25 protein-coding genes are annotated in these 22,219 nt (G+C 68.1%); 7 read left to right on the top strand and 18 right to left on the bottom strand.

Translation table 11 applies throughout. The features are described 5' to 3' along the window. The 5 genes from E2F48_RS01215 (at nt 1) to fabF (ending at nt 5,059) form a co-directional block, all read left to right on the top strand. Nucleotides 1–1,254 (top strand): PucR family transcriptional regulator, encoded by a 1,254-nt coding sequence (locus tag E2F48_RS01215; protein ID WP_133402203.1) that lies wholly within the window; start codon nt 1–3, stop codon nt 1,252–1,254. Between the two features lie 93 nt (nt 1,255–1,347). Next, entirely contained in the window at nt 1,348–2,310 is a 963-nt protein-coding gene (locus E2F48_RS01210) for an ACP S-malonyltransferase (RefSeq protein WP_133402202.1), read from the top strand. Beyond that, entirely contained in the window at nt 2,307–3,374 is a 1,068-nt protein-coding gene (locus E2F48_RS01205) for a beta-ketoacyl-ACP synthase III (protein WP_133402201.1), read from the top strand. Before E2F48_RS01210 ends, E2F48_RS01205 begins: the two co-directional genes overlap by 4 nt. Nucleotides 3,375–3,453: 79 nt before the next feature. Continuing rightward, nucleotides 3,454–3,699: an acyl carrier protein gene (locus E2F48_RS01200; protein ID WP_133402200.1), complete on the top strand. Its 246-nt coding sequence runs from the start codon at nt 3,454–3,456 to the stop codon at nt 3,697–3,699. Nucleotides 3,700–3,823: 124 nt separating this feature from the next. Continuing rightward, complete coding sequence (gene fabF / locus E2F48_RS01195; protein ID WP_133402199.1) at nt 3,824–5,059, top strand: beta-ketoacyl-ACP synthase II; 1,236 nt, start codon at nt 3,824–3,826, stop codon at nt 5,057–5,059. A 97-nt stretch (nt 5,060–5,156) separates the two neighbouring features. Here the strand turns inward: fabF and E2F48_RS01190 are convergent, their stop codons facing one another. From E2F48_RS01190 to E2F48_RS01165, 6 genes are all read right to left on the bottom strand, one after another. After that, nucleotides 5,157–5,660, bottom strand: coding sequence for a DUF3145 domain-containing protein (locus E2F48_RS01190; protein WP_120165355.1), 504 nt, complete (start codon nt 5,658–5,660; stop codon nt 5,157–5,159). A gap of 228 nt (nt 5,661–5,888) precedes the next feature. Further along, nucleotides 5,889–6,842, bottom strand: a complete 954-nt coding sequence (locus E2F48_RS01185; protein ID WP_133402198.1) for a tyrosine recombinase XerC — start codon at nt 6,840–6,842, stop codon at nt 5,889–5,891. A 38-nt stretch (nt 6,843–6,880) separates the two neighbouring features. Then, nucleotides 6,881–7,702, bottom strand: a complete 822-nt coding sequence (locus E2F48_RS17450) for a methylated-DNA--[protein]-cysteine S-methyltransferase (RefSeq protein ID WP_246018505.1) — start codon at nt 7,700–7,702, stop codon at nt 6,881–6,883. A 284-nt stretch (nt 7,703–7,986) separates the two neighbouring features. Continuing rightward, complete coding sequence (gene dprA / locus E2F48_RS01175; protein WP_133402197.1) at nt 7,987–9,177, bottom strand: DNA-processing protein DprA; 1,191 nt, start codon at nt 9,175–9,177, stop codon at nt 7,987–7,989. Further along, nucleotides 9,174–10,712 (bottom strand): YifB family Mg chelatase-like AAA ATPase, encoded by a 1,539-nt coding sequence (locus E2F48_RS01170; protein WP_133402196.1) that lies wholly within the window; start codon nt 10,710–10,712, stop codon nt 9,174–9,176. Before E2F48_RS01170 ends, dprA begins: the two co-directional genes overlap by 4 nt. Next, nucleotides 10,712–11,077, bottom strand: coding sequence for a YraN family protein (locus E2F48_RS01165; protein WP_185149781.1), 366 nt, complete (start codon nt 11,075–11,077; stop codon nt 10,712–10,714). Before E2F48_RS01165 ends, E2F48_RS01170 begins: the two co-directional genes overlap by 1 nt. A 211-nt stretch (nt 11,078–11,288) precedes the next feature. Between E2F48_RS01165 and E2F48_RS01160 the strand changes: the two genes are divergently transcribed. Then, entirely contained in the window at nt 11,289–11,501 is a 213-nt protein-coding gene (locus E2F48_RS01160) for a hypothetical protein (RefSeq protein ID WP_133402194.1), read from the top strand. Between the two features lie 215 nt (nt 11,502–11,716). Here E2F48_RS01160 and E2F48_RS01155 read toward each other — a convergent pair whose 3' ends face one another. From E2F48_RS01155 to ffh, 12 genes are all read right to left on the bottom strand, one after another. Continuing rightward, a complete protein-coding gene (locus tag E2F48_RS01155) occupies nt 11,717–12,043 on the bottom strand; it encodes a DUF2469 domain-containing protein (RefSeq protein ID WP_120165348.1) in 327 nt (108 codons plus the stop codon). Nucleotides 12,044–12,050: 7 nt separating this feature from the next. After that, complete coding sequence (locus tag E2F48_RS01150) at nt 12,051–12,776, bottom strand: ribonuclease HII (RefSeq protein WP_133402193.1); 726 nt, start codon at nt 12,774–12,776, stop codon at nt 12,051–12,053. Beyond that, on the bottom strand, nt 12,776–13,639 hold the full coding sequence (lepB, locus tag E2F48_RS01145) for a signal peptidase I (RefSeq protein WP_133402192.1): 864 nt from the start codon (nt 13,637–13,639) through the stop codon (nt 12,776–12,778). The genes E2F48_RS01150 and lepB (E2F48_RS01145) overlap by 1 nt, the downstream gene beginning before the upstream one ends. 91 nt (nt 13,640–13,730) lie before the next feature. Beyond that, a complete protein-coding gene (gene lepB / locus E2F48_RS01140; RefSeq protein ID WP_133402191.1) occupies nt 13,731–14,324 on the bottom strand; it encodes a signal peptidase I in 594 nt (197 codons plus the stop codon). Nucleotides 14,325–14,412: 88 nt separating this feature from the next. Then, the gene (gene rplS, locus E2F48_RS01135) at nt 14,413–14,772 is read right to left on the bottom strand and encodes a 50S ribosomal protein L19 (protein ID WP_120165344.1); all 360 of its coding nucleotides are present in this window, start codon (nt 14,770–14,772) and stop codon (nt 14,413–14,415) included. 206 nt (nt 14,773–14,978) lie between these two features. Beyond that, the gene (trmD, locus tag E2F48_RS01130) at nt 14,979–15,776 is read right to left on the bottom strand and encodes a tRNA (guanosine(37)-N1)-methyltransferase TrmD (protein ID WP_133402190.1); all 798 of its coding nucleotides are present in this window, start codon (nt 15,774–15,776) and stop codon (nt 14,979–14,981) included. Beyond that, entirely contained in the window at nt 15,776–16,384 is a 609-nt protein-coding gene (gene rimM, locus E2F48_RS01125; RefSeq protein WP_133402189.1) for a ribosome maturation factor RimM, read from the bottom strand. The genes trmD and rimM overlap by 1 nt, the downstream gene beginning before the upstream one ends. Nucleotides 16,385–16,498: 114 nt before the next feature. Further along, on the bottom strand, nt 16,499–16,744 hold the full coding sequence (locus tag E2F48_RS01120; protein ID WP_133402188.1) for an RNA-binding protein: 246 nt from the start codon (nt 16,742–16,744) through the stop codon (nt 16,499–16,501). Nucleotide 16,745: 1 nt separating this feature from the next. Beyond that, entirely contained in the window at nt 16,746–17,147 is a 402-nt protein-coding gene (gene rpsP / locus E2F48_RS01115; RefSeq protein ID WP_120165340.1) for a 30S ribosomal protein S16, read from the bottom strand. Nucleotides 17,148–17,277: 130 nt separating this feature from the next. Beyond that, nucleotides 17,278–18,207: a VOC family protein gene (locus E2F48_RS01110; RefSeq protein WP_133402187.1), complete on the bottom strand. Its 930-nt coding sequence runs from the start codon at nt 18,205–18,207 to the stop codon at nt 17,278–17,280. A 68-nt stretch (nt 18,208–18,275) separates the two neighbouring features. Continuing rightward, nucleotides 18,276–18,971: an alpha/beta fold hydrolase gene (locus tag E2F48_RS01105; RefSeq protein ID WP_133402186.1), complete on the bottom strand. Its 696-nt coding sequence runs from the start codon at nt 18,969–18,971 to the stop codon at nt 18,276–18,278. An 81-nt stretch (nt 18,972–19,052) separates the two neighbouring features. Continuing rightward, a complete protein-coding gene (ffh, locus tag E2F48_RS01100) occupies nt 19,053–20,633 on the bottom strand; it encodes a signal recognition particle protein (protein WP_133402185.1) in 1,581 nt (526 codons plus the stop codon). Nucleotides 20,634–20,731: 98 nt separating this feature from the next. On the opposite strand from ffh, the gene E2F48_RS01095 reads away from it, so the two are divergent. After that, complete coding sequence (locus tag E2F48_RS01095; RefSeq protein WP_133402184.1) at nt 20,732–22,219, top strand: glucose-6-phosphate dehydrogenase; 1,488 nt, start codon at nt 20,732–20,734, stop codon at nt 22,217–22,219.

Below are 22,219 nucleotides of genomic sequence, written 5' to 3'. Positions count from 1 at the left end.
ATGCCGCTCCCCGACAGCCCTGCCTCCCCGCCCCGGACCGCAGGGGCCGCCAGAGGGTCATCGGCCGCACCGCCGGATCCCGACACCGTGGAGCGGCTGCGCTCGAAGATCGGGGCGCTCTCCACGGCCACCCTGAAGCAGCTTGACTCCGACCTCCCCTGGTACCGCGGGCTGCGCCCCGATGAACGCTCGGCGCTGGGCATGGTCGCCCAGAAGGGCATCGCCTCCTTCGTCAACTGGTACCAGCGTCCCGTCTCCCCGGCCTGGGTGCTCAGCGACGTCTTCGGCACCGCCCCGACGGAGCTGACGCGCTCGATCAGCCTGCAGAAGGCCCTCCAGCTGATCCGCGTCGTGGTCCAGGTGGTCGAGGACCAGGTGCCCTTCCTGGCGCCGCCGGCCGATCAGGCGCCCCTGCGTGAGGCGGTGCTTCGCTACTCCCGCGAGGTCGCCTTCGCCGCCGCCGACGTCTATGCCCGTGCCGCCGAGACGCGCGGATCCTGGGACACCCGCCTCGAGGCCCTTGTGGTCGACGCGATCCTGCGCGGTGAAAGCTCTGATGCCCTGCGCTCGCGCATCGCCGCGGTCGGGTGGAACTCCACGGGCCGCATCACGGTGATGGTGGGCAGCGCGCCGCCCGAACCCAACGCCGGGTTCCTCAACGAGCTGCGGCGGGTCACCGGACGGCTGGCGGAGGACACCCTCGTCGGCATCCAGGGCGACCGGCTCATCCTGGTCCTCGGCGGCGTGCACGACCGCGACTCCTCCTACGCCCGTCTCAGTGAACTCTTCGGGCCGGGCCCGGTGGTGTACGGCCCGGAGGCGGAGTCCCTCGTCGCGGCGAGCAGCTCGGCGCAGGCCGCCTTCGCCGGCCTCACGGCAGCGAAGGCCTGGCCAACGGCGCCCCGGCCGGTGTCGGCGGAGGACCTCTGGCCCGAGCGGGTCGTCTCCGGTGACGATTCGGCGCGGAAGGCCCTGGTCCACAACATCTACCGGCCGCTGATCAACGCCTCAAACGGCCTTGAGCAGACCCTCTCCGCCTACCTGACGCTGGGGCACTCGCTCGAGGCCACCTCGCGTGCACTGTTCGTCCACGCCAACACCGTTCGGTACCGGCTGCGCAGGGTCTGCGACGTCACCGGGTGGGACCCGCTGCTCCCCCGGGAGGCGTTTGTCCTGCAGACGGCGCTGGTCGTCGGGCGGCTCTATCAGCCCTCGAAGTCCTCCCCGGAACGGTCGCCGACCCGATCCGGGTAGGGCTGGACCTTGTAGAGTTCCTACAAAGCGTCCGCCGCAGCTTGGTTCGACGAAACACCCGAGAAAGCATCGCCGATTTGGAAAGCTGGAAACGTGCTCGCAATCGCCTGCCCCGGCCAGGGGTCCCAAACGCCAGGATTCCTTAGCCCGTGGCTAGAACTGCCCGGCGTGGCCGGGCACCTCGCCCTCCTCAGTGACCAGGCCGGCGTCGACCTGGTCAAGCACGGCACGGTGTCCGACGAGGACACCATCAAGGACACGGCCGTCGCTCAGCCCCTGATCGTTGCCGCCGGGCTGGTCGCCGCCCGGGTTCTCCTCGAGAACCGCCCGATGACCGCCGGAACCGTCGTGGCGGGCCACTCGGTGGGCGAATTGACCGCCACGGCCATCTCGGGCGCACTCACCGAGGCCGACGCGATCGCCTTCGTCCGCGTCCGTGCCACTGCCATGGCCGAGGCCGCCGCGGCCGTGCCCTCGGGCATGAGCGCCGTCCTGGGCGGTGATCCCGACGACGTCGCGCAGGTCCTGGACCGGCTCGGTCTCACCGCGGCAAACGCTAACGGCGGCGGGCAGGTGGTGGCCGCCGGGACGCTCGAGCAGCTCGCCGCCCTCGCCGCCGATCCGCCGGCCAAGGCCCGGGTGATCCCGCTGAAGGTCGCCGGCGCGTTCCACACTTCGCACATGGCCCCGGCCGTGACCGCACTTGAGGCCCTGCGCCCCTCGCTTACCCCCGCCGAGCCCCTGCCGACCCTGCTCTCGAATTACGACGGGCAGCCGGTGAGCACCGGCGAGGCGAACCTTGACAGCCTCATCGCCCAGGTGTCACGCCCGGTGCGATGGGATCTGTGCATGGCGTCGATGCAGGAAATGGGGGTGACCGGCATGCTGGAGCTCGCCCCGGCGGGCACCCTGACCGGGCTGGCGAAACGCGGAATGCGCGGTACGGCCGCATTGCCCGTAAAATCTCCGGAGGACCTCGACGCGGCCCGCGCCTTCATCGACGAGCATTCGCGTCTCCTGGATACCGACTCATCCCTGGCAGAAGGACATCAGTGAGCACTCCGGCTCTTCAGCAGGCCCCCCTGCGCGACTACACCCGCATTCTCGGCGTCGGGGCGTACCGGCCCGAGGTGATCGTCACCAATGACGACGTCGTGCAGTGGATCGATTCCTCCGACGAATGGATCCGCCAGCGCACGGGCATCGTCACCCGCCACCGCGCTCCGCGCGACGTGAGTGTCATCGACATGGCCGAGGCGGCCGCCCGCGAGGCCCTGGCCAACGCCGGCATCGACGCCAAGCAGCTCGGCGGGGTGCTCGTCTCCACGGTCACCCACCCCTACGCCACTCCCTCGGCCTCCGCGCAGCTCGCGGACCGGCTCGGTGCGACCCCCGCCCCGGCGTACGACATCTCCGCGGCGTGCGCAGGCTACTGCTACGGGATCGCCCAGGCCGACGCCCTCGTGCACGCCGGTACCGCGGAGTACGTCCTCGTCGTCGGCGTCGAAAAGCTCTCCGACTTCATCGACAACTCCGACCGCACCATCTCCTTCCTGCTGGGTGACGGCGCGGGCGCCGTCGTCGTCGGCCCGTCGACCACTGCGGGCATCGGCCCGTCGGTGTGGGGCTCGGACGGCAGCAAGCACGAATCGATCCGCATGACCCGATCCCTCATTGACATCCGCGACTACTCCCTCGGCGCCCTCGCCCCTTTGGAGGGCGACGGCGAAGCCGCCGCCCCAGCGGCCGAGCAGGCCTCGCTGTGGCCCACCATGCGCCAGGACGGCCCCACGGTGTTCCGCTGGGCCGTCTGGGAGATGGCCAAGGTCGCCCAGCAGGCACTCGATGCGGCCGGAATCACCGCCGACGACCTCGCCGCCTTCCTGCCACACCAGGCGAACATCCGTATCATCGATGAGATGGTCAAGCAGCTGAAGCTTCCCGAACACGTGAGCGTGGCCCGTGACATCGTCGATGCGGGGAACACCTCCGCGGCGTCGATTCCGCTGGCCATGCACCGGCTCCTGAAGGAACAGCCGGAACTGAGCGGCGGGCTCGCCCTGCAGATCGGTTTCGGAGCCGGGCTCGTCTTCGGCGCCCAGGTTGTCGTCCTTCCCTGATTTTCCACGCCCAAACCGCCGACGGCGGTTTGACCCAACCACGCCGGGACAGCCCGGCAGTAACAGAAAAGGAGCCACTATGGCTAGCAACGAAGAAATCCTGGCCGGTCTGGCTGAGATCGTCAACGAGGAAACGGGCCTCGCTCCCGAATCGGTCGAGATGGACAAGTCCTTCACCGACGACCTCGACATCGATTCGATCTCCATGATGACCATCGTCGTCAACGCCGAGGAAAAGTTCGGCGTCCGCATCCCCGACGAGGAAGTCAAGAACCTCAAGACCGTAGGCGACGCCGTTACCTTCATCGCCGGCGCGCAGGCGTAGCACCTGCTCCGCGAGGAGCGACGGCGGCAGCCTCCGGCCCGAGTGCCGGAGGCAGCCGCCCTTCTTCACCTTAGGTTTCCGCCGGAAGGCGTGGACCGATCCAACGCTTTGAAAGAGTGACCCCATGCCCCGCAAAGTAGTCATCACCGGCCTTGGTGCGACAACGCCCATCGGCGGTGACGTACCCACCATGTGGGCAAACGCCCTCAAGGGTGTTTCCGGTGCTCACACCATCGAGGCCGACTGGGTCCAGAAATACGAGCTTCCCGTCACGTTCGCGGCCCAGGTCTCCACGCCGGCCAGCGAAGTCCTCACCCGCGTCGAGGCCAAGCGGATGGATCCCTCAACCCAGTTCGCCGTTGTCGCCTCCCGCGAAGCCTGGCGCGACTCCGGCATCGAAGAGGTCGACCCGGACCGTCTGGCCGTCGCCTTCGCCACCGGCATCGGCGGAGTGTGGACCCTGCTCGACGCCTGGGACACCCTCCGCGACAAGGGCCCCCGCCGCGTCCTGCCGATGACCGTGCCCATGCTGATGCCCAACGGCCCTGCCGCCGCGGTCAGCCTCGACATCGGAGCCCGCGCCGGAGCGCACACCCCCGTCTCGGCCTGCGCCTCGGGCACCGAGGCCCTCCAGCAGGGCCTCGAACTGATCCGTTCCGGCAAGGCCGATGTCGTCATGTGCGGCGGCGCCGAGGCGGCGATCCACCCCATGCCGATGGCAGCGTTCGCCTCAATGCAGGCGCTTTCGCGCCGCAATGACGACCCCGAGCACGCCTCACGGCCCTACGACCTCAACCGCGACGGTTTCGTCATGGGTGAGGGCGCCGGCGCCCTGGTGCTGGAGGCCGAGGAGCACGCCCTCGCCCGCGGTGCCCGTATCTACGGCGAACTGGCCGGCACGTCCGTCACCGCCGACGCGTACCACATCACTGCACCGGACCCGGGCGGGCTGGGCGCCACCCGCGCCCTCAAGGCGGCGCTGTTCGACGCTAGGGCCCTGCCCTCGGACGTCGTCCACGTCAACGCCCACGCCACCTCCACGCCGGTCGGTGACAAGCCCGAGTACATCGCGCTGAAGGAAGCGTTCGGTTCGCACGTCGACAACGTTGCGGTTTCGGCCACAAAGTCGCAGACCGGCCACCTGCTCGGCGCCTCCGGTGCCATCGAAGCCGTCATGACCGTGCTGGCCGTGTACGACCGGAGCGCTCCGATGACGATCAATCTGGAGAACCAGGACCCGGAGATCCCCCTCGACGTCGTCACCTCCGAGCGCAAGCTGCCCGGTGGAGACATCGTGGCGCTGAGCAACTCGTTCGGCTTCGGCGGCCACAACGCCGTCGTCGTCATCCGGAACGTTTAGTCCCGCACCGCGCAAGAAGGGCACCCCCATCAGGGGGTGCCCTTCTTGCAATCTATGGAGCTGCGGCCGGGCTACTGCATTGCCCCGCGGGTGCCTGCTAACCGACCTGGTGCAGCCAGCGGACGGGAGCACCTTCGGCTGCATGGCGGAACGGCTCGAGCTCCTCATCCCAGGACTCACCGAGCGCCAGGGACAGCTCGTTGTAGACGGCCGAAGGGTCGCCGGCGCCTGCCTCATAGGCGTAGCGGATGCGGTCCTCGGAAACCATGATGTTGCCGTGGACGTCGGTGGTGGCGTGGAAGATGCCTAGTTCGGGGGTGTGGGACCAGCGTCCGCCGTCGACTCCGGCGCTCTGCTCCTCTGTGACCTCGTAGCGGAGGTGCGCCCAGCCGCGCAGGGCCGAGGCGAGCTGCGCTCCCGAGCCCTGAGGTCCGGTCCAGGCGAGCTCGGCGCGGTGCATTCCGGGCGCGGCGGGTTGAGGCCTCCAGTCCAGATCGGCCCGCTTGTCGAGCACCGACCCAATGGCCCACTCGACATGAGGGCACAACGCGGAAGGGGCTGAGTGCACGTACAAAACACCGCGGGCCATCACAACAGACATTCCATCCTCCATAGCTTTAGGTACGTCTTCCCCAACGACCTGCATGGCAGATGAAACAGTGCAGCTTTGCGTGTGCTTTGACGACACTGCCCTATGTGCAGTGTGCCGGATGACTAACTAGGAATCATTGTGCCGTACAACTCACTGAAGCGCTACTGTAACTACTCAGGTAATTGTAAAAACTACTTGCTTTCCGGCGAGCCTCAGAATTCCGCCCGACCGGACGTATTATGCGCGGGGATGTGACTGCTCGTAGCTCCGGCGCAACCGGTCGACCGAGACGTGCGTGTAGATCTGGGTTGTCGCCAGGCTGTTGTGGCCCAGGATCTCCTGCACGGCCCGAAGGTCGGCGCCGCCGTCGAGGAGGTGAGTGGCGGTGCTGTGGCGGATGGCGTGCGGCCCCGAGGCCGAGGTGCCGCCGAGAGCGGCGAACATTTTCTGGACGGTGCCGCGCACCGCGCGCTGGTCGATCCGGCCGCCGCGCCGGCCGAGGAACACTGCCGGTCCGCTGGCCGCAGTGGAGAACTGGGGCCGCCCGCGCCGCAGCCAGTCATCAAGCGCGTGGGCCGCAGGCACACCGAAGGGAACCGTCCGCTCCTTGTTGCCCTTGCCGAGGACCGTGAGCGTACGCCGCTCGGTGTTCAGGTCGTCGATGTCCAGTCCGGTCAGCTCTCCGACGCGGATGCCGGTGCCGTAGAGGAGTTCGACCATAGCGCGGGCCTGAAGGGCGCCACCCTCCCCCGCCGCAGCCGCCTCCTCGAGGGAGGCGAAGATGGAGTCAAGTTGAGCACGAGTGACGACGTGGGGCAGCGACTTTTCCCGTTTCGGCGCCCGCAGCCGGAGCGCGGGATTGACCGAGATCAACTCTTCGCGCTCGGCCCAGGCCATGAAGCTGCGGGCAGTCGCCGCGCGCCGGGCGATGGTGGAGCGGGACAGCCCCGCGCTGTCGAGCGAGCCCAGCCAGGCCCGGAAGTCGCTGAGCTCCATGTCCTCAAGTCGTTCGGTGCCCCGGGCCTGGACGAAGCCCAGCAGCAGTTCGAGGTCGGTCAGGTAGGCCCTGACCGTGTGCTCGGAACGGTTACGTTCGGCCTCGAGGTACCTCCTGTACCTGTCGACGGCGTCGGCGAACGACGGTGAGAGGTCGGCCGCCGGTTTGCCTGCGGGAGTCTTCGCGACAGCGATGTCCAGCTCCCTTCCGGCTTTGTACAGTTCTTGGACCTCTACTCTGCTCCTTCCTGGTGACCGCGTCCAACAGGCGCTCCGGGCACGAGGTCCCTTTGTTTCCCGCGGGACCTACCTCGCCCGGAGCCGCCCGGTGGGCCGCCCGCTCCCGCCATGGCAATTCGGGCCGAACTTCCCGCGGCCGCGGCCCGCGCCGGTTTTCCGACCAAGGGCGACGCGCCTTCGACCGCCGCCGTTTCCACCGCCACTTCCAACGCCCGGGCCGCAGGCGTTTCCGCCGCCGGTGGCGCAGCATTCTCTACCTCGGCGGCCGCCGGGCCATCCGTTCCGCTGATCGCCGCGCTCACTCCGGCGGTCGCCGCCGCGCTCTCTCGGGCGGTCGCTGCCGCGCTCTCGCCCGGAGTGACCGGCCCGGCGATGAGCCGGGTCCTGCCTACTTCCCCGGCAGCAATCCGCGCTGTGTTAACCCCCTCCGAAACGGCCGCTCCTTCGAGGTCGAGCAGGAAACGTTTGGCATCGATCCCGGCCGCGTACCCTGCAAGCGCTCCGTTTCCCGCGACGACCCGGTGGCCCGGGATGAGGATCGACAAAGGGTTTGCCCGTACCGCGGCACCGACGGCCCGGCCCATGGCGGGGTTGCCCAGTGCCGCGGCGATGCTTCGGTAGGTGCGTGTCTGACCGTAAGGAATCCTGGCGACGGTGGCCCATACGCGGTGCTGAAATCCCGTGCCGGCCGGGAGGAGCAGCAGCTGAAAAGAGCGTCGGGTTCCTGCAAAATACTCTTCGAGCTGTCGGGCTGCGTCGAGGAGGACTCGGCCCGCATCCCTTCCCGTAGAGCCTCCGTGCTCTCTGTGCGCCATTCCGTTCGATCCGGGGCCGGCGGTGGCGCTTGGCTCGATGCCTGGCGGGTCCCCTGCCATCGGGTGTCCGGCATTCTGGTGACCCGGGCGGTGTTCCTGCCAGGGCTCCCCCAGCAGGACCACTCCGGGCGGCGGGTCATGCCGTTCGTGGTAGGCACCGACGAGGCCGCCTTGTGCCGCCACAAGAATCAAATCCCCGATGGGACTTTCAATACGGTAATGCTGTCTCATATTCGATACTCCTCGTGCTCCTTGAGGTGCAGGGCTTTTCACGGTTTCTTCTGTCAGGACTTCGGTGCCCGCCTCCACCCTTCCGGGCCGCGGAGGGCAAGCCCTGCGAGCTCGAGGCGCGCCAGCCCGGCGAGGACGTCCCGGAATCCGAGCCCGGCCACCGTTGCAAGCTTGTCGATGGAGGAGTACATCCTCAGTGGCAGGGCATCGAGCAGGAGGATGTCCTGCACGGCCAGTCCGTCGTGGTCGCTTGAAGGAACACAAACATCGGTTTCAGGGTGGGTCCCGAGCGGACCAGCGAGCTCAGCGACCTCGGACGCATCCGTGACGCAGATGGCGCTTCCGCCCCGAAGGAGCCGGTGACAGCCCGCGGAGTTTGCTGAGTAGACCGATCCCGGGACGGCTCCCACAGGGCGCCCGAGCCCGGCGGCGTGGTGGGCGGTGTTGAGGGCGCCGGACCTCCACCGGGCCTCCACGACAACCGTCACGGCGCCCAGGGCTGCGATGAGCCGGTTCCGCGCGAGGAAGCGCCATCGGGTAGGGGAAGAACCCGGCGGAACCTCGGACATGACGAGTCCGTCCCGCGCGATGGTACGCAGCAGTTCCTCATTGCCTGCCGGGTAGTAGCGGTCCACGCCGCAGGCCATGACGGCGATCGTCGGAGGCTGGGCCGTGCCTGAGGTCCCCAATGCCGCGCGGTGGGCCTGGGCATCGATTCCGTAGGCCCCGCCGGAGAGAACGGTGAACCCTTTCATGGCCAGGCCCGATGCCATTTCGGCCGTGACCGAGGCGCCGTAGTTGGTGCTGTCGCGGGATCCCACGAGCGCCACCATCCGTTGGAGCGGCGGCACGTCAACCGATCCGCGGACCCACAGACACACTGGTGCTGCAAGCTGGAGGTCCTCAAGGGCGCCCGGCCAGTCTTCCGCTTCAGGGGTCAGCAGGCGTCCGCCGAATCGAGCCAGTGTGGCGAGGTCCCGCTCGGGCGCCAGATCGGGCCGGCGGGGCGCCCAGCGTTCGAGCGCCCGGTCAAGCAGGTTGCCCCGGCCTTCGCCCGGCGCGAGCAGCTCCTGAATCTCCTCCTTTATGTCACCGGCCGCTTTCAGACCTCCGGTGGCAATCCGAAGCGCATCGCGAGGCCCTGCCGCAGCCACCAGAGCGAGCCCAACGGCGTCCGAAGGTTCGAACAGCCGTGACAATGCTGCGCGCGCGATCGTGGTACTGCTCTCCTGGGCGGCGTTCATGCGGCTCGCTCCTGTAAGCGGAAGCCCAGCGCCACCGACACGTCGTCGGGGTCCGGACGGATGTGTCCGGCGAGATCGGAAACGGTCCAAGCGACCTTGAGCACCCGGTCCCAGCCTCGGGCGCTGACCAGGCCGCGTTCCAGCGCCCGGTCCAATGCGGAGGTGACCCCGGGCGGCAGGCGCAGTTCATCCCGCAGGACCCGGCCCCGGATCTCGGCGTTCGTTGAACAGCCCCAGCGGGAAAGCCGCTGGGCCTGCGCATTCCTTGCCGCGTGCACTCGAGCAGCAACGCTGGAACTGCTCTCCCCTGCCGTTCCGCTGACATAGTCACCCAGTGCAACCCTGTTGACCGAAAGCTGCAGGTCGACCCGGTCGAGCAAGGGACCGGACAGCCGGTTGAAGTAGCGCCGGCGCTGCTGTGCCGTGCACTGGCACTCGGTACCCTTCCCCGAGGCGAGGCCGCACGGGCACGGGTTGAGGGCGAGCACGAGCTGGAACCGGGCGGGATAGGCCGCCGTTCCCGCCGACCGGTGCAGTACGAGGGACCCACTTTCAAGCGGCTCTCGCAGGGCCTCGAGCACCCGCCGCTCATACTCCGGAGCCTCATCGAGAAACAGCACGCCGCGGTGCGCCCGCGAGGCCGCACCCGGTCGCGGTATGCCACTCCCACCTCCAATGATTGCGGCCGCCGTGGCCGTGTGGTGGGGACTTTCGAAGGGTGGGCGCCTTCGGAGGGTGTCACACGGCGTACCGCTGAGCGAGTGAATGGCCGTGACCTCCATGGCGTGCTGGTCATCAAGGTCGGGCAGGATACCGGGCATCCGCTCAGCGAGCATCGTCTTTCCCGCGCCGGGTGGACCGACCATCATCAGGTGATGGGCGCCGGCGGCAGCGACCTCCAAAGCGAACCGGGCCTCGGCCTGGCCTGCGACATCCGCAAGATCGCGGTGCTCCCCGACATCCGGCTGAGTGGGATCCTCCTCCTGCGCCTCGGGCTCATCTCCACTCGACGACTGCACCGCGGCCGGATCGGCTCCGTAGGCCAGGAGCACCTCGGCGAGGGAACGGTAACCCCATACCTCCGCACCCGGGACGAGTGCTGCCTCTGCCCGGTTGCCGATGGCCACGACGACGTCGCTGTACCCTGCGGAGACGGCCGCCATGACCGCCGGAAGGACGCCGCGGATCGGACGGAGGCGCCCGTCGAGGCCGAGCTCGGCAAGGAACACCGTCCGCCCACATCCCCTGACGTCCCCCGCGGCGGCCAGTGCCGCCATCACGATGGCAAGGTCGAACCCTGAACCACGTTTGGGAAGTGACGCCGGAACGAGGTTCACGGTGATCTTGCGGCGGCTGAGGGGAACCCCGGCGTTCCGTGCGGCCGCCCGGATCCGGTCCTTCGCCTCGTTCAGGGACGCATCCGGCAGGCCAAGGAGGACAAATGCCGGCAGGGTCTGGCCGATGTCGGCTTCGACCTCCACGATGTAGCCGTTGAGCCCCACCAGGGCAACCGAGTAGGTGCGGCCCAACGCCACTAGATCACCGCCCGGACGTGTTCGATCCGAGGACTGCCCGCACCGTCATCGAGGATGGCCACGGCATCGACGCGGAAGCCGGCGAAGCGCTGCCGGTGGGCCCGGGCCCACTTGGAGGCCAGCACATAGAGCCGCTCCAGCTTCGCCGTGCTGATCGCCTCCAGCGGGTGCCCGAAATCCTCGGAGGTGCGCGTCTTGACCTCGACGATGACCAGGGTCGCCCCGTCCACCGCCACCAAGTCGATCTCTCCTGTGGGACAGCGCCAGTTCCGGTCCACCACCTGCAGCCCCCGCGCTTCGAGGAACTCCGCAGCGGCCGCCTCGCCCCGCCGTCCCAGTTCATCCTTCGCCGCCATTAACGCCACCTCCACGTCAAGGATGAAAGGTTCTCGGGGGAAGCCGATGAGCGAAAGCCGCTATGTGGATAACCCCGTCGGTTCAGATCGAATGCCGCGCAGTCAAAAGCCAGAGATCCACCAAGGAAGAATGCGGCGAGCGACGCCAAGCAGCCCGAAGGCGAGTAAGCTCGCATGCAATAAAACCGGCTCATCAACCGCGCACGAGGAGGGACCAGCAATGACACCCATCGAAGACAGGACGGCCGGAGGGTCCGAGGCGGATCAGGTTGAGCAGCAGACCCCGGTCGCTTCTGACGGCGGCGAGGACGCTACCGGCGCCGGGGTTTTCGCCGTAGGCAACGGTGGATCGGAGGCCGACGTCCTCGAACAGTCAGTTGACCTGCCCGAAGATTCCGATTCGGAATACCCGCGGGAAAGCGACGAAGAATAGCCGCAGGTTTCCAGCGGTCTCTCGAATTCGGAAAATCAACGCGGGGTGGGCTGGTCCCTTACTCACGCCCCTGCCCAGTGACCGTCGGTGGTCAGTGGGCATACCCGGGCACGCCCGGTGAACGAAGCCGTTGGCCGGCACACCCACAGGACGCGCCCACTGCCGGGGGAAGGGCACAGGCACCAAAGGAAGGGCCCAGGGGCGTCAGAAGGAGCTTAGCCTCCCAGCGGCCCGTCCTTGGGCAGGGCGAGGTCGTCCGACTTTGAGAGTTCCTCGACATTGACGTCCTTGAACGTAATGACCCGGACGTTCTTCACGAAGCGCGCCGACCGGTACACGTCCCACACCCAGGCGTCCTGCAGGGTGAGGTCGAAGTAGACCTCACCGTCCGCGGAGCGTGCCTGCAGGTCGACGTGGTTCGCGAGGTAGAACCGCCGCTCGGTCTCGACGACATAGCTGAAGAGACCCACGACATCGCGGTACTCCCGGTACAGCTGGAGCTCCATGTCGGTTTCGTAGTTTTCAAGATCTTCGGCGCTCATGAATCCATCATCCCCCAATTTCGAGGCCGGGGACTCCCGGCCGTTCGGTGCTTCCCAGCCGCCAGGATCGGCGGTGGTAGTCGCTTGGTCCGCGGCCGTCGATGGCGGCCCGGTGGGCGGCCGTCGCGTAGCCCTTATTGACCTCCCAGCCGTATTCCGGGTGCTCCCGGGCGAGCGATGCCATCAGGGCATCCCGCTCGACCTTGGCCAGGACGCTCGCGGCCGCGACGCTGAGGCAGTCGAGGTCGGCCTTGATGCGGGTGGTGACCGGTGAGTCGCAGCCGGTGGACTCGGGCCCGGTGTCGAAGAGGCTGCCCTGGCCGCGCACCGAGAGCCAGTCGTGATTGCCGTCGAGGATGACGGCGTCGGGCCGGACGGTCGCCAGGACCTGTTCCCACGCCCGGTTGCCCGCCGCCCGGAGGGCGGCCATCAGCCCGTTGGCGTCGATTTCGGCCGCACTCGCATGCCCGACGCCGTAGGCGGCGGCCCAGCGCCGGATCCGCGGCACGAGGGCGGTCCGCTCGGCGGCCGAAAGGAGTTTGCTGTCCCGCACCCCGCGCAGTCCCTTGACGGCGTCGAGGTCGATCACCACCAGGCCCACCGAGACGGGACCGGCAAGCGCCCCGCGGCCCACCTCGTCGCACCCCGCGACGTACCGGTGGCCGGCCTGCGTGAAGGTGCGCTCGAAGGACAGCGTGGGTGCCTTGGAGCGGGCGGTACGGACCGAAGCCATCAGTTCCCCGATGCGCCTTCGGCCGGCTCGGGTATGTCCTCGAACACCTCGGGGTGGCTGTCGAGCACTGAGGCGTTGCTCAGCGGCCAGGCGATGACCGAGGCCTTGCCTTCGATGGCGTCGACGTCGATGAACCCGCCGTCCTTGTCCTGGTTGGCCCGCGAGTCCGCCGAGGCGTTGCGGTGATCCCCCATCACCCAGATCTTGCCCTCGGGCACGGTGACGTCGAAAGGGGTGTCGGACGGCGCTGCCCCCGGGAAGAGGTACGGCTCGTCGAGCGGTTCCCCGTTGACGGTGATACGGCCGTCGGCGTTGCAGCACACGATCCGGTCACCCTCGAGCCCGATGACACGCTTCACGAGGTGCTGCTGCGACTCGTCGGGGGCGAGCCCCACGAACACGAGCGCTTCGCTGAGCCAGCTGGTGTTGGCGCCGGACTCCGCTTCGGGAAGCCAGCCTTCGGTGTCCCGAAATACGACGACGTCGCCGCGCTCGAGGGCAAAGGGTTCGGGGACGAGTTGGTTGACGAAGATCCGGTCGTCGATCTGCAGCGTGTTTTCCATCGATCCGGAGGGGATGAAGAAGGCCCGGAAGAGGAAGGTCTTGATCAGGAAGGAGAGGACGAGGGCGATGACCACGATCGTCGCGATCTCCTTGAGCCAACCGAGGAAGCCGCCGCCCTTGCCGCCCGAATCCTTCGCTGCGGCCCTCGACCCCGCACCGGCGGACGATTCTGCAGCGGCAGCTCCCGGGCCCGTCGCGGCGCCATCGGCGGGTACGGCGTCCGGTCCAGCGGGGGTGGCACCGGCCGGCTGCACGCCGCCGGCACGGGCGGCCGACTTCCAGTGGAAGCGTCGTGGCATTTACTGAATCCTCTGCATCTTGGCCGGCGGTGGAGCTGCCGTTCTGTTCCTACTGAATCCCTGTGGCGTTCCGCTCAACGCCCTCCCCCGCTCAATCGATGGCACCGGCCCGGTCCAGCGGCCACACCAGGTGCTCCGCCCGTCCCAGGACGCGTTCCTCGGACACGAATCCGCCACCCGGCGCGCCGAGCAGCGCACGCGAATCGGCCGATTCCGAGCGGTGATCGCCCATCACCCACAACCTACCCTCCGGAACGACAACGTCGAAGGGAGTGTCGCTGGGCGCGTCGCCGACGGAGACGTACGGTTCGTCGAGGGCCCTGCCATTGACGCTCACCCGGCCATCCTCTCCGCAGCATTCGACCCGGTCGCCGCCGACGCCGATGACCCGTTTGACGTAGACGGTATCCGACCCGCGCAGACCAAGCCACTGCCCCACCATTCCGGCGGCCTTTTGGGCGGGCGTGCGCGGATCGGTGATGGGATCGAAGGACCCGCGTCCGTCAAAGACGACGACGTCGCCCCGCTGGATCGGCCGGTCGCCGAAGGTACTCTTGCTGACGAGGATGCGGTCGCCCTGGCGCAGCAGGGGTTCCATCGAGGCCGACGGAATGAAGAACACGTCGATGACCACCGCCCGCAGGACGGAGGTGAGCACGATCGCGAGAATCAGCACCGGTAGCACAAAACGCCAGCCCCACACAGGAGACCGGCGTTTTGTGTGCTCCCGGGCCGCGGGCCCGGGAGCTTTGTCTTTCCGCACCAAAAACGGGTTACTTGACCGTCTTGGGATCGCGCTTTTCCTTGATCTTGGCAGCCTTGCCGCGCAGATCGCGCATGTAGTACAGCTTGGCGCGGCGCACGTCACCCTTGGAGACGACCTCGATCTTGTCGAGGACCGGGGAGTGAACCGGGAAGGTACGCTCCACACCGACACCGAAGCTGACCTTGCGGACGGTGAAGGTTTCGCGGATGCCGTCACCCTGGCGTCCGAGAACGAAGCCCTTGAAGATCTGAACACGGGTGTTCTTGCCTTCAATGATGTTCACATGGACGTTGATGGTGTCGCCGGCGCGGAAGTCCGGGATGTCGTTCCGGAGTGAACCGGCGTCGACCGAGTCGAGAATATGCATCTTTATACTCCTGGTGAACGCCACAGGTCATTCACGTTGGTCGCAGCGGTCAAGGCCGGTGAAGCAGGCAATTACCGCCGAAGAGAGTTAGCCGGCTGCACCGCTACCCGGGGCCGGCGTGCCGAGCTGTTGGCTTCGCTCCCCCTGTGGCAGGGGCGGGCCCAGCAGGCACAAGCCTCAATTATTCCATAGAGAGCAGGCAGGGGCTAATCTGCGGCGTCCGGGCGGGGAACAAGGCGCCCGTCCACGATGTCGACGCCCGCCTTGGCCAGGGCGGCGCGGTCGGTCGCTGTCAGCGAGGGGACATCGATGGAGGCCAGCAGGTCAGGGCGCCGGGCGGCAGTGCGGATGAATTGCTCGGTGCGGCGGAACTCGGCGATCTTCGCGTGGTTGCCGCTGAGCAGTACGGGCGGAATGCCGCGTCCGCGCCAGAAGGAGGGTTTGGTGTAGACGGGGTATTCGAGCAGCCCGTCGGCATGGGACTCCTCGACGAGGGATTCGGGGTTGCCGACGACTCCGGGGATGAGGCGGCCGACGGCCTCGACCATGGCTAGCGCCGCCACCTCTCCCCCGTTGAGGACGTAGTCGCCGAGGCTCACCGGCAGTACGTCGAAGGATTCCGACGCCCAGTCCAGCACGCGCTCGTCGATGCCTTCGTAGCGGCCGCAGGCAAAGACAAGGTGCTCGCGCCCCGCGAACTCGTGGGCCAGAGCCTGATTGAACACCTGACCGGCCGGCGAGGGCACCACCAGGAGCGGTCGTGCGCCCGCGGGACTCTGCTCACTGATCGAGAGCAGGGACAGCGCCCAGGGTTCGGGCTTCATCACCATTCCGGCGCCGCCCCCATAGGGGGTGTCGTCAACGGTGCGGTGCTTGTCGACGGTGAAGTCCCGCAGGTCGTGGACGTGCACGTCGAGCAGGCCGTCTTTCCGGGCCCTGCCGATCAGGGAGACATCCAGGGCCGCCAGATACTCAGGGAAAATCGTGACGACGTCGACGCGCACTATCGGCCTTCCCCGGCCGCCCGGGGTGCGCCGTCCGGCAGCCCGCCGGCCTCGCCGTCCGGCTCGTCCTCCCCGTCGTCCGGTGCGGAGTTGGAGCCGGGCAGGTTCAGTTCGAACAGGCCGGCGGGCGGGTTCACGGTGACGAACCCCTCCTCGGGGTTCACCTCGGGGACGATCTCCCCGACGAACGGAACCAGGACCTCGTGGCCGCCGGTGAGCTCGACGACGAGCAGGTCCTGGACGGTCATGGTGCGCAGTGCCGTCACCTTCCCGACGACATTCCCCTCGTGGCGCACGTCGAGCCCGACCAGTTCGTGTTCGTACCAGGCGTCGTCGTCCTCGTCGTCGGTGGCGTCGCTGTCGATGAAGAGGGTCCCGCCGCGCAGCGTCTCGGCCGTATTGCGGTCGGGCACCTGCTCGAAGGCGACGATCAGCGTGTCCTTGTTCCAGCGGGCCTTGGCCACCGTCAGCTCCGGCAGCGTGATGCCCTCGGCCCGGAAGACCGCCCCGGGCTCGAAGCGGTCCTCGGGAGCGTCGGTGAACAGCTGGACGGTGACCTCACCCCGGATTCCGTGGGGCTTGCCGATCCTTGCGACGAGTACTTCCATGGTGCTGCTCCTGCGCTCCGGTGAGGGACATCGGGGAAAATTCTGCGGCTAAATGGGTTCGGCCCCACCACCATCAACTGGTGAGGGGCCGAACGGTAAAGCGGAGGTGCGGACTCAGGCGTGCCGGCGGTCGGTGTCGACGACGTCGACACGGACCTGCTCGCCGTCCGCGAGTGCTGAAACGACGGTGCGCAGGGCGCGTGCCGTGCGGCCCTGGCGGCCGATGACACGGCCCAGGTCCTCCTGGTGGACCCTCACTTCGAGGGTCTCGCCGCGGCGGTTGCTCTTTGCGGACACCTGGACGTCGTCCGGGTGATCCACGATGCCGCGGACGAGGTGTTCCAGCGCTTCAGCAAGCAACTTACTCTGCCTCGGGTGCTTCCGCGGCCTCTTCGGCCTTCTTGGCCTTGGGGGTGATGGCCTCGGGGACGATCACTGAACCCTTTTCGGGAGCAACGAATGCTTCCTTGGGTGCCTTGGTCCGCAGAGTGCCTTCCTGGCCCTCCAGGCCCTTGAACTTCTGCCAGTCACCGGTGATCTTCAGCAGCGCCGAGACCTGCTCGGTCGGCTGGGCGCCGACGCCGAGCCAGTACTGCGCACGGTCGGAGTTGATCTCGATGAACGAGGGCTCCTCGGTGGGGTTGTACTTACCGATTTCCTCGAGGGCACGGCCATCACGCTTGGCGCGTGCATCCATGACGACGACACGGTAGAAAGGTGCGCGGATCTTGCCCATGCGCTTGAGGCGAATCTTTACGGCCACTTGTGTGGTCACTCCTTGATAATGAAAGGGGCGAACCCGTCATCCTGCTCCCGTGGGGCGGGCCATTCGGAGGGGTTCAAAGGACACAATTCACGCACAGAGAGAGGGGCTGCACGGATCGAGTACGAATCTATTGTGCCAGACGGTGGGGTGTTTGGGCGATTCCTGCGGGGGGCGCGCCCACGGCGACCCGAATGCTGTTGTTCCAGGGGTCGCGGAAGCGCAGTTCAAGCCCCGTCGAGTGCCGTTCGATCCCCGCGAACCGCAGCCGGTCGGCGAGGGCGTCGACGTCGCCGGCAGCCGGCACGGTGATGAGCACCTCGCCGAGCCCGAGGGTGTCCTGCCGCGGCCCGGCGCCGCGGCTGTTCCAGACGTTCATCGCCATGTGGTGGTGGTAGCCGCCGGCGGACACGAAGAGGGCCTGCCCGTGCCAGCCCGCGGTGCGCTCGAAGCCGAGGGTGTCGACGTAGAAGGCCTGCGCGGTGTCGATGTCTCCGACCTGGAGGTGGACGTGCCCGACGCCGGCGCCCGCCTCCCGCAGGCCGCCGGCGGCCGATTCGGTCAGGTGGTCCGTGAGGTACTGAGCCGGAGGCAGGGCCACGTTGTCCATGACGACGCTCCGGGACGGGCCGGTGCCGGTCCACTGCCACGTCGTCCGCGGCTTGTCGAAGTACAGTTCGATCCCGTTGCCTTCGGGATCGGCGAAGTAGAAGGCCTCGCTGACGAGGTGGTCGGCGCTTCCCACGAAGCGGCTTTGAGGGTGGCGTGCCGCGGTGGCCACCGTCGCCGCCAGGTCCGCGCGGCTGCCGAAGAGCAGTGCCGTGTGGAAGAGGCCGGCCTCGGTCGGCGCCGGCAGGCGGAGCCCGGCCGCAGGGGAAAGGTGGACCAGGGGGGTGGACCCGCGCCCGAGGTACAGTCCGGCCCGGTCATCGCCGTCGGGCCCGGCAAGCCGCTCGAGGCCGAGGGCGTCGGTGTAGTAGCGGGCCATGGCGTCCAGGTTGCCGACCTTGAGCGAGACGGTTGCCATTCCGGTGTCCGGCGGCAGCAGGTCGATGGTCATGGTGTCCTCCTCAGTAGGAAAGTCCTTCTTGAGTTAACACTTGAAGCTTCAACTTATTCCCGAAAGGGTCAGGCGGCGGCGGAGCGCAGGAAGTCCCGGAGCACCCGGTCCCCCTCGTCGGTGTCGTGGGGGCGGTGGGCTCCGGGGGTGACGCGGTGCACCGCTCCGGTTCCCGCAAGGTAGCCCGCAACCTCCTCGTACAGCGGCTCCCAGCCCCCGGTCAGCACCAGGGTAAGCACGCCGGGGACGATGTGCAGCGGCGCGGTCCACGGCGGGGCCTGCATCCGCAGCCGCCGTGCGCTGCGGCGCTCGTCCTCGGTGGTGGGCTGCTCGGCCTCGGTCGCGTAGAGCAGCCGGACGAACTGCTGGAGGAACTGCTCGTCGGTGAGCGCGTGGCGCTGCTCGAACAGGGGGGTGACGAGTTCGATGTGGGCGGCCGTGACAGGCAGGTCGGCGGTGAGCGACAGGCAGGCCGGCTCGATCAGAGTGAGCGAGCGGATCAGGTCGGGGCGCTCGACGGCCGTGATCATCGCCGAGATCGCCCCCTGGGAATGGGCCACCAGGTGGCCGCCGTCTCCCAGCGCCTCCGTGATGATCCGCTGGTCCTCGCCGTGGTCGGTCGGCAGCGGCTCGGCCACGGCGTCGAAGCCGTGCCGGCGCAGAAACAGGCAGTCATAGTTAAGTGCCAATCCGTGCTGCCGCGGCCAGGCGGCCGCCCCAAATGAGCCGCTGCCATGGACAAAGACAATGCGTTCCTGCGTCATGCTGCCAATCTGTTGCCGTCCGCCCGTGCCGCGGCCCGCCGGCGGTGCCGACGGGCCGGGCCTGCGGCCCGGATCGGGGTGCTACTTGCCGAGGAACTTCTCGAAGCCCTTGGGCAGGTTCAGCGACGCCGGGTCGAAGTCGCCGGCGTTTCCGAACGCCGCACCGGTCGGTGCGGCGCTGCGGGCCGCACTGCGCCGGGCCTCCGCTGCCGCAAGTTCCTGGGCGGCCTTCGCAGGGTTTCCCGAGCGGGCCTTCTTCTTGCCCTTGGCCGCGGCGGCCTTCTTGCGCTGGCCGCCGAACCCGCCGGGGCCGGCCATCCCCGGCATGCCCGGGATGCCGCCGCCCGAGGCCATCTTGCGCATCATCTTCTGGGCCTGGCCGAACCGCTCAAGCAGCCCGTTGACCTCGGAGACGTGCACCCCGGACCCGCGGGCGATGCGTGCCCGGCGTGAGCCGTTGATGATCTTTGGCGCCAGGCGCTCGTGCGGGGTCATCGACCGGACGATCGCCTCGACCCGGTCGATCTCGCGCTCGTCGAAGTTTTCGAGCTGCTCGCGCATGCCGGCGGCACCGGGCATCATCATGAGCATCTTCTTCATCGAGCCCATGTTGCGGATCTGCTGCATCTGGGCCAGGAAGTCGTCGAGGGTGAAGTCCTCCTGATCGGCGAATTTCTTCGCCATCCGCGCCGCTTCGTCCTTGTCCCACGACTGCTCGGCCTGCTCGATCAGGGTCAGGATGTCGCCCATGTCGAGGATGCGCGAGGCCATGCGGTCGGGGTGGAACAGCTCGAAGTCCCCGAGGCCCTCGCCGGTGGAGGCGAACATGACGGGCTTGCCCGTGACCGAGGCGACCGAGAGGGCGGCACCGCCGCGCGCGTCGCCGTCGAGCTTGGTCAGCACGACGCCGGTGAAATCGACGCCTTCGTTGAACGCGAGCGCGGTGTTCACCGCGTCCTGGCCGATCATGGCGTCGATGACGAAGAGCACCTCGTCGGGGCTGATCGCGGCCCGGATGTCCGCGGCCTGCTGCATCAGTTCGGCGTCGACGCCGAGCCGTCCGGCGGTGTCGACGATGACGACGTCGTGAAGCCGCGTGCGGGCCTCGGCCACACCCTGGCGGGCGACGGCGACAGGGTCCCCGGTGGCGGCCTCGAACTCGGAGCTGACCCCGGGGTGCGGTGCGTACACCGGGACGCCGGCGCGTTCTCCGTTGACCTGGAGCTGGCGCACGGCGTTCGGGCGCTGCAGGTCGGCGGCCACCAGCAGGGGGCTGTGGCCCTGGCCCTTGAGCCACTTCGACAGTTTCCCGGCCAGGGTGGTCTTACCCGCGCCCTGAAGGCCTGCGAGCATGATCACCGTCGGCGGGTTTTTCGCAAGGCGGATCCGGCGGGTCTCCCCGCCGAGGATGCCCACGAGCTCCTCGTTGACGATCTTCACGACCTGCTGACCCGGGTTGAGTGCCTGGGACACCTCGAGCCCGAGCGCGCGCTCCTTGACGCTTGCGGTGAAGGCACGCACCACGGGAACGGCGACGTCAGCGTCAAGCAGGGCACGGCGGATTTCCCGGACCGTCGCGTCGATGTCAGCTTCGGTCAGGCGCCCCTTGCCGCGGAGGTTCTTGAACGTCGCGGTCAACCGGTCGGAGAGTGAATTGAACACAGGCCGTGAACTACTTTCATCGGAGGTTGGAAAGACTCAACCTCAAGGGTACCAAGGAGGCTACGGGAGCGGGTCCGCCGGGCGCCCGACCGCGAGACATGAGCGCCCGAAAGTGGCAGGGTGTAGGGGTGAATACTTCTTCCCTTACAGAACCCGGAACGGTTGCCGCCACGGCGGATAAGCGCGTCCGGACGCTCCTGATCCTCGGAGCCTCCGGAGACCTCACCGGTAGGCTCCTGCTGCCCGGACTCGCCCGGCTGATCCGATCCGGCCGGGCCAAGGGACTCAGCCTCGTCGGGGCCGGGTCGGATCCCTGGGACGACGCAAAGTGGCGCGCCCGGATCGACGAGTCGTTCGCCGCGGCGATGGAGACAAGCGATGAGCAAGGCAGGCGGGCCCTGCAGGAGGTGCGGGACACGAGCACCTACCACCACATCGACGTCACGGCCGGAGGGGTGCTCACCGAACTCGTCGCCTCCCTCGAAGGTCCCGTCGCGATCTACTTCGCCCTTCCCCCCACGGTGAGCCAGCTCGCCTGCACGGCCGCCGCCCCCTTCGGCCTTCCGGCCGACACGCGGCTCGTGATGGAGAAGCCGTTCGGCACCGACCGGGAATCGGCCCACCAGCTCAATATCGGGCTTGCCAAGCTGGTTCCGGAGCACAACATCCACCGGGTCGACCACTTCCTCGGCAAGGCCACGGTGTTCAACATCCTGGGCATGCGCTTCGCCAACCGGATCCTCGAGCCGGTCTGGAACAACCTCCACATCGACAAGGTCGAGGTCATCTTCGACGAGGACCTGGCCCTGGAGAACCGCGCCCGCTACTACGACCGTGCCGGTGCGCTGCGCGACATGATCCAGAGCCACCTGCTCCACGTCATGGCGCTGCTGGCCCTCAACGCCCCCTCCACACTTCACGAGCGTGACCTCCGCGACCACATCGGATCGGTGCTCCGGGCCAGTTCGATCGACGTCGGTGTTCCGGGCAGCAGCCGGCGCGCACGGTACACCGCCGGCAGCATCAAGGGGCGCGAGGTTCCCGACTACACGGCGGAGCCCGGAGTCGACGGTTCCCTGGGCACCGAAACCCTCGCCGAGGTGACCGTCTCCATCAACAACGACCGCTGGGCGGGCGTGCCGTTCATCCTCCGCTCGGGCAAGGCCCTGGGGGTGAAGCGCAAGGAGGCCCTGATTACCTTCAAGCCGGTGAACCACCTTCCCGATGGTTTCACCGGGATGGACACCCCGACGCGCCTGCGGATCGGCTTCGGCCCCGACACGCTTCAGCTTGACCTCGACGTCAACGGGCCCGGCGACATGTTCTCCCTCGACCGTGCAACGCTGACGGCCGAACTGAACGCCACGGACCTGCTGCCGTACGGCGAGGTCCTTGACGGGGTCCTCTCCGGCGACCCGACGCTGTCGGTGCGCAGCGACATCGCCGAGGACTGCTGGCGCATTGTCGAGCCGGTGCTCGCGGCGTGGGCCGCCAACGAGGTTCCCCTCGAGGAGTACCCTGCCGGTTCCCAGGGCCCGCAGTCGTGGGAGACTTCGACGCTTGACACTCCGCTGCCGGGCGCCTGA

The organism is Arthrobacter crusticola (assembly GCF_004357995.1).
In the GTDB taxonomy this organism is placed as follows: Bacteria; Actinomycetota; Actinomycetes; order Actinomycetales; family Micrococcaceae; genus Arthrobacter_D; species Arthrobacter_D crusticola.
Note: the sequence above shows the minus strand (reverse complement) of the source record. Positions and strands in the feature narration are given on the sequence as shown.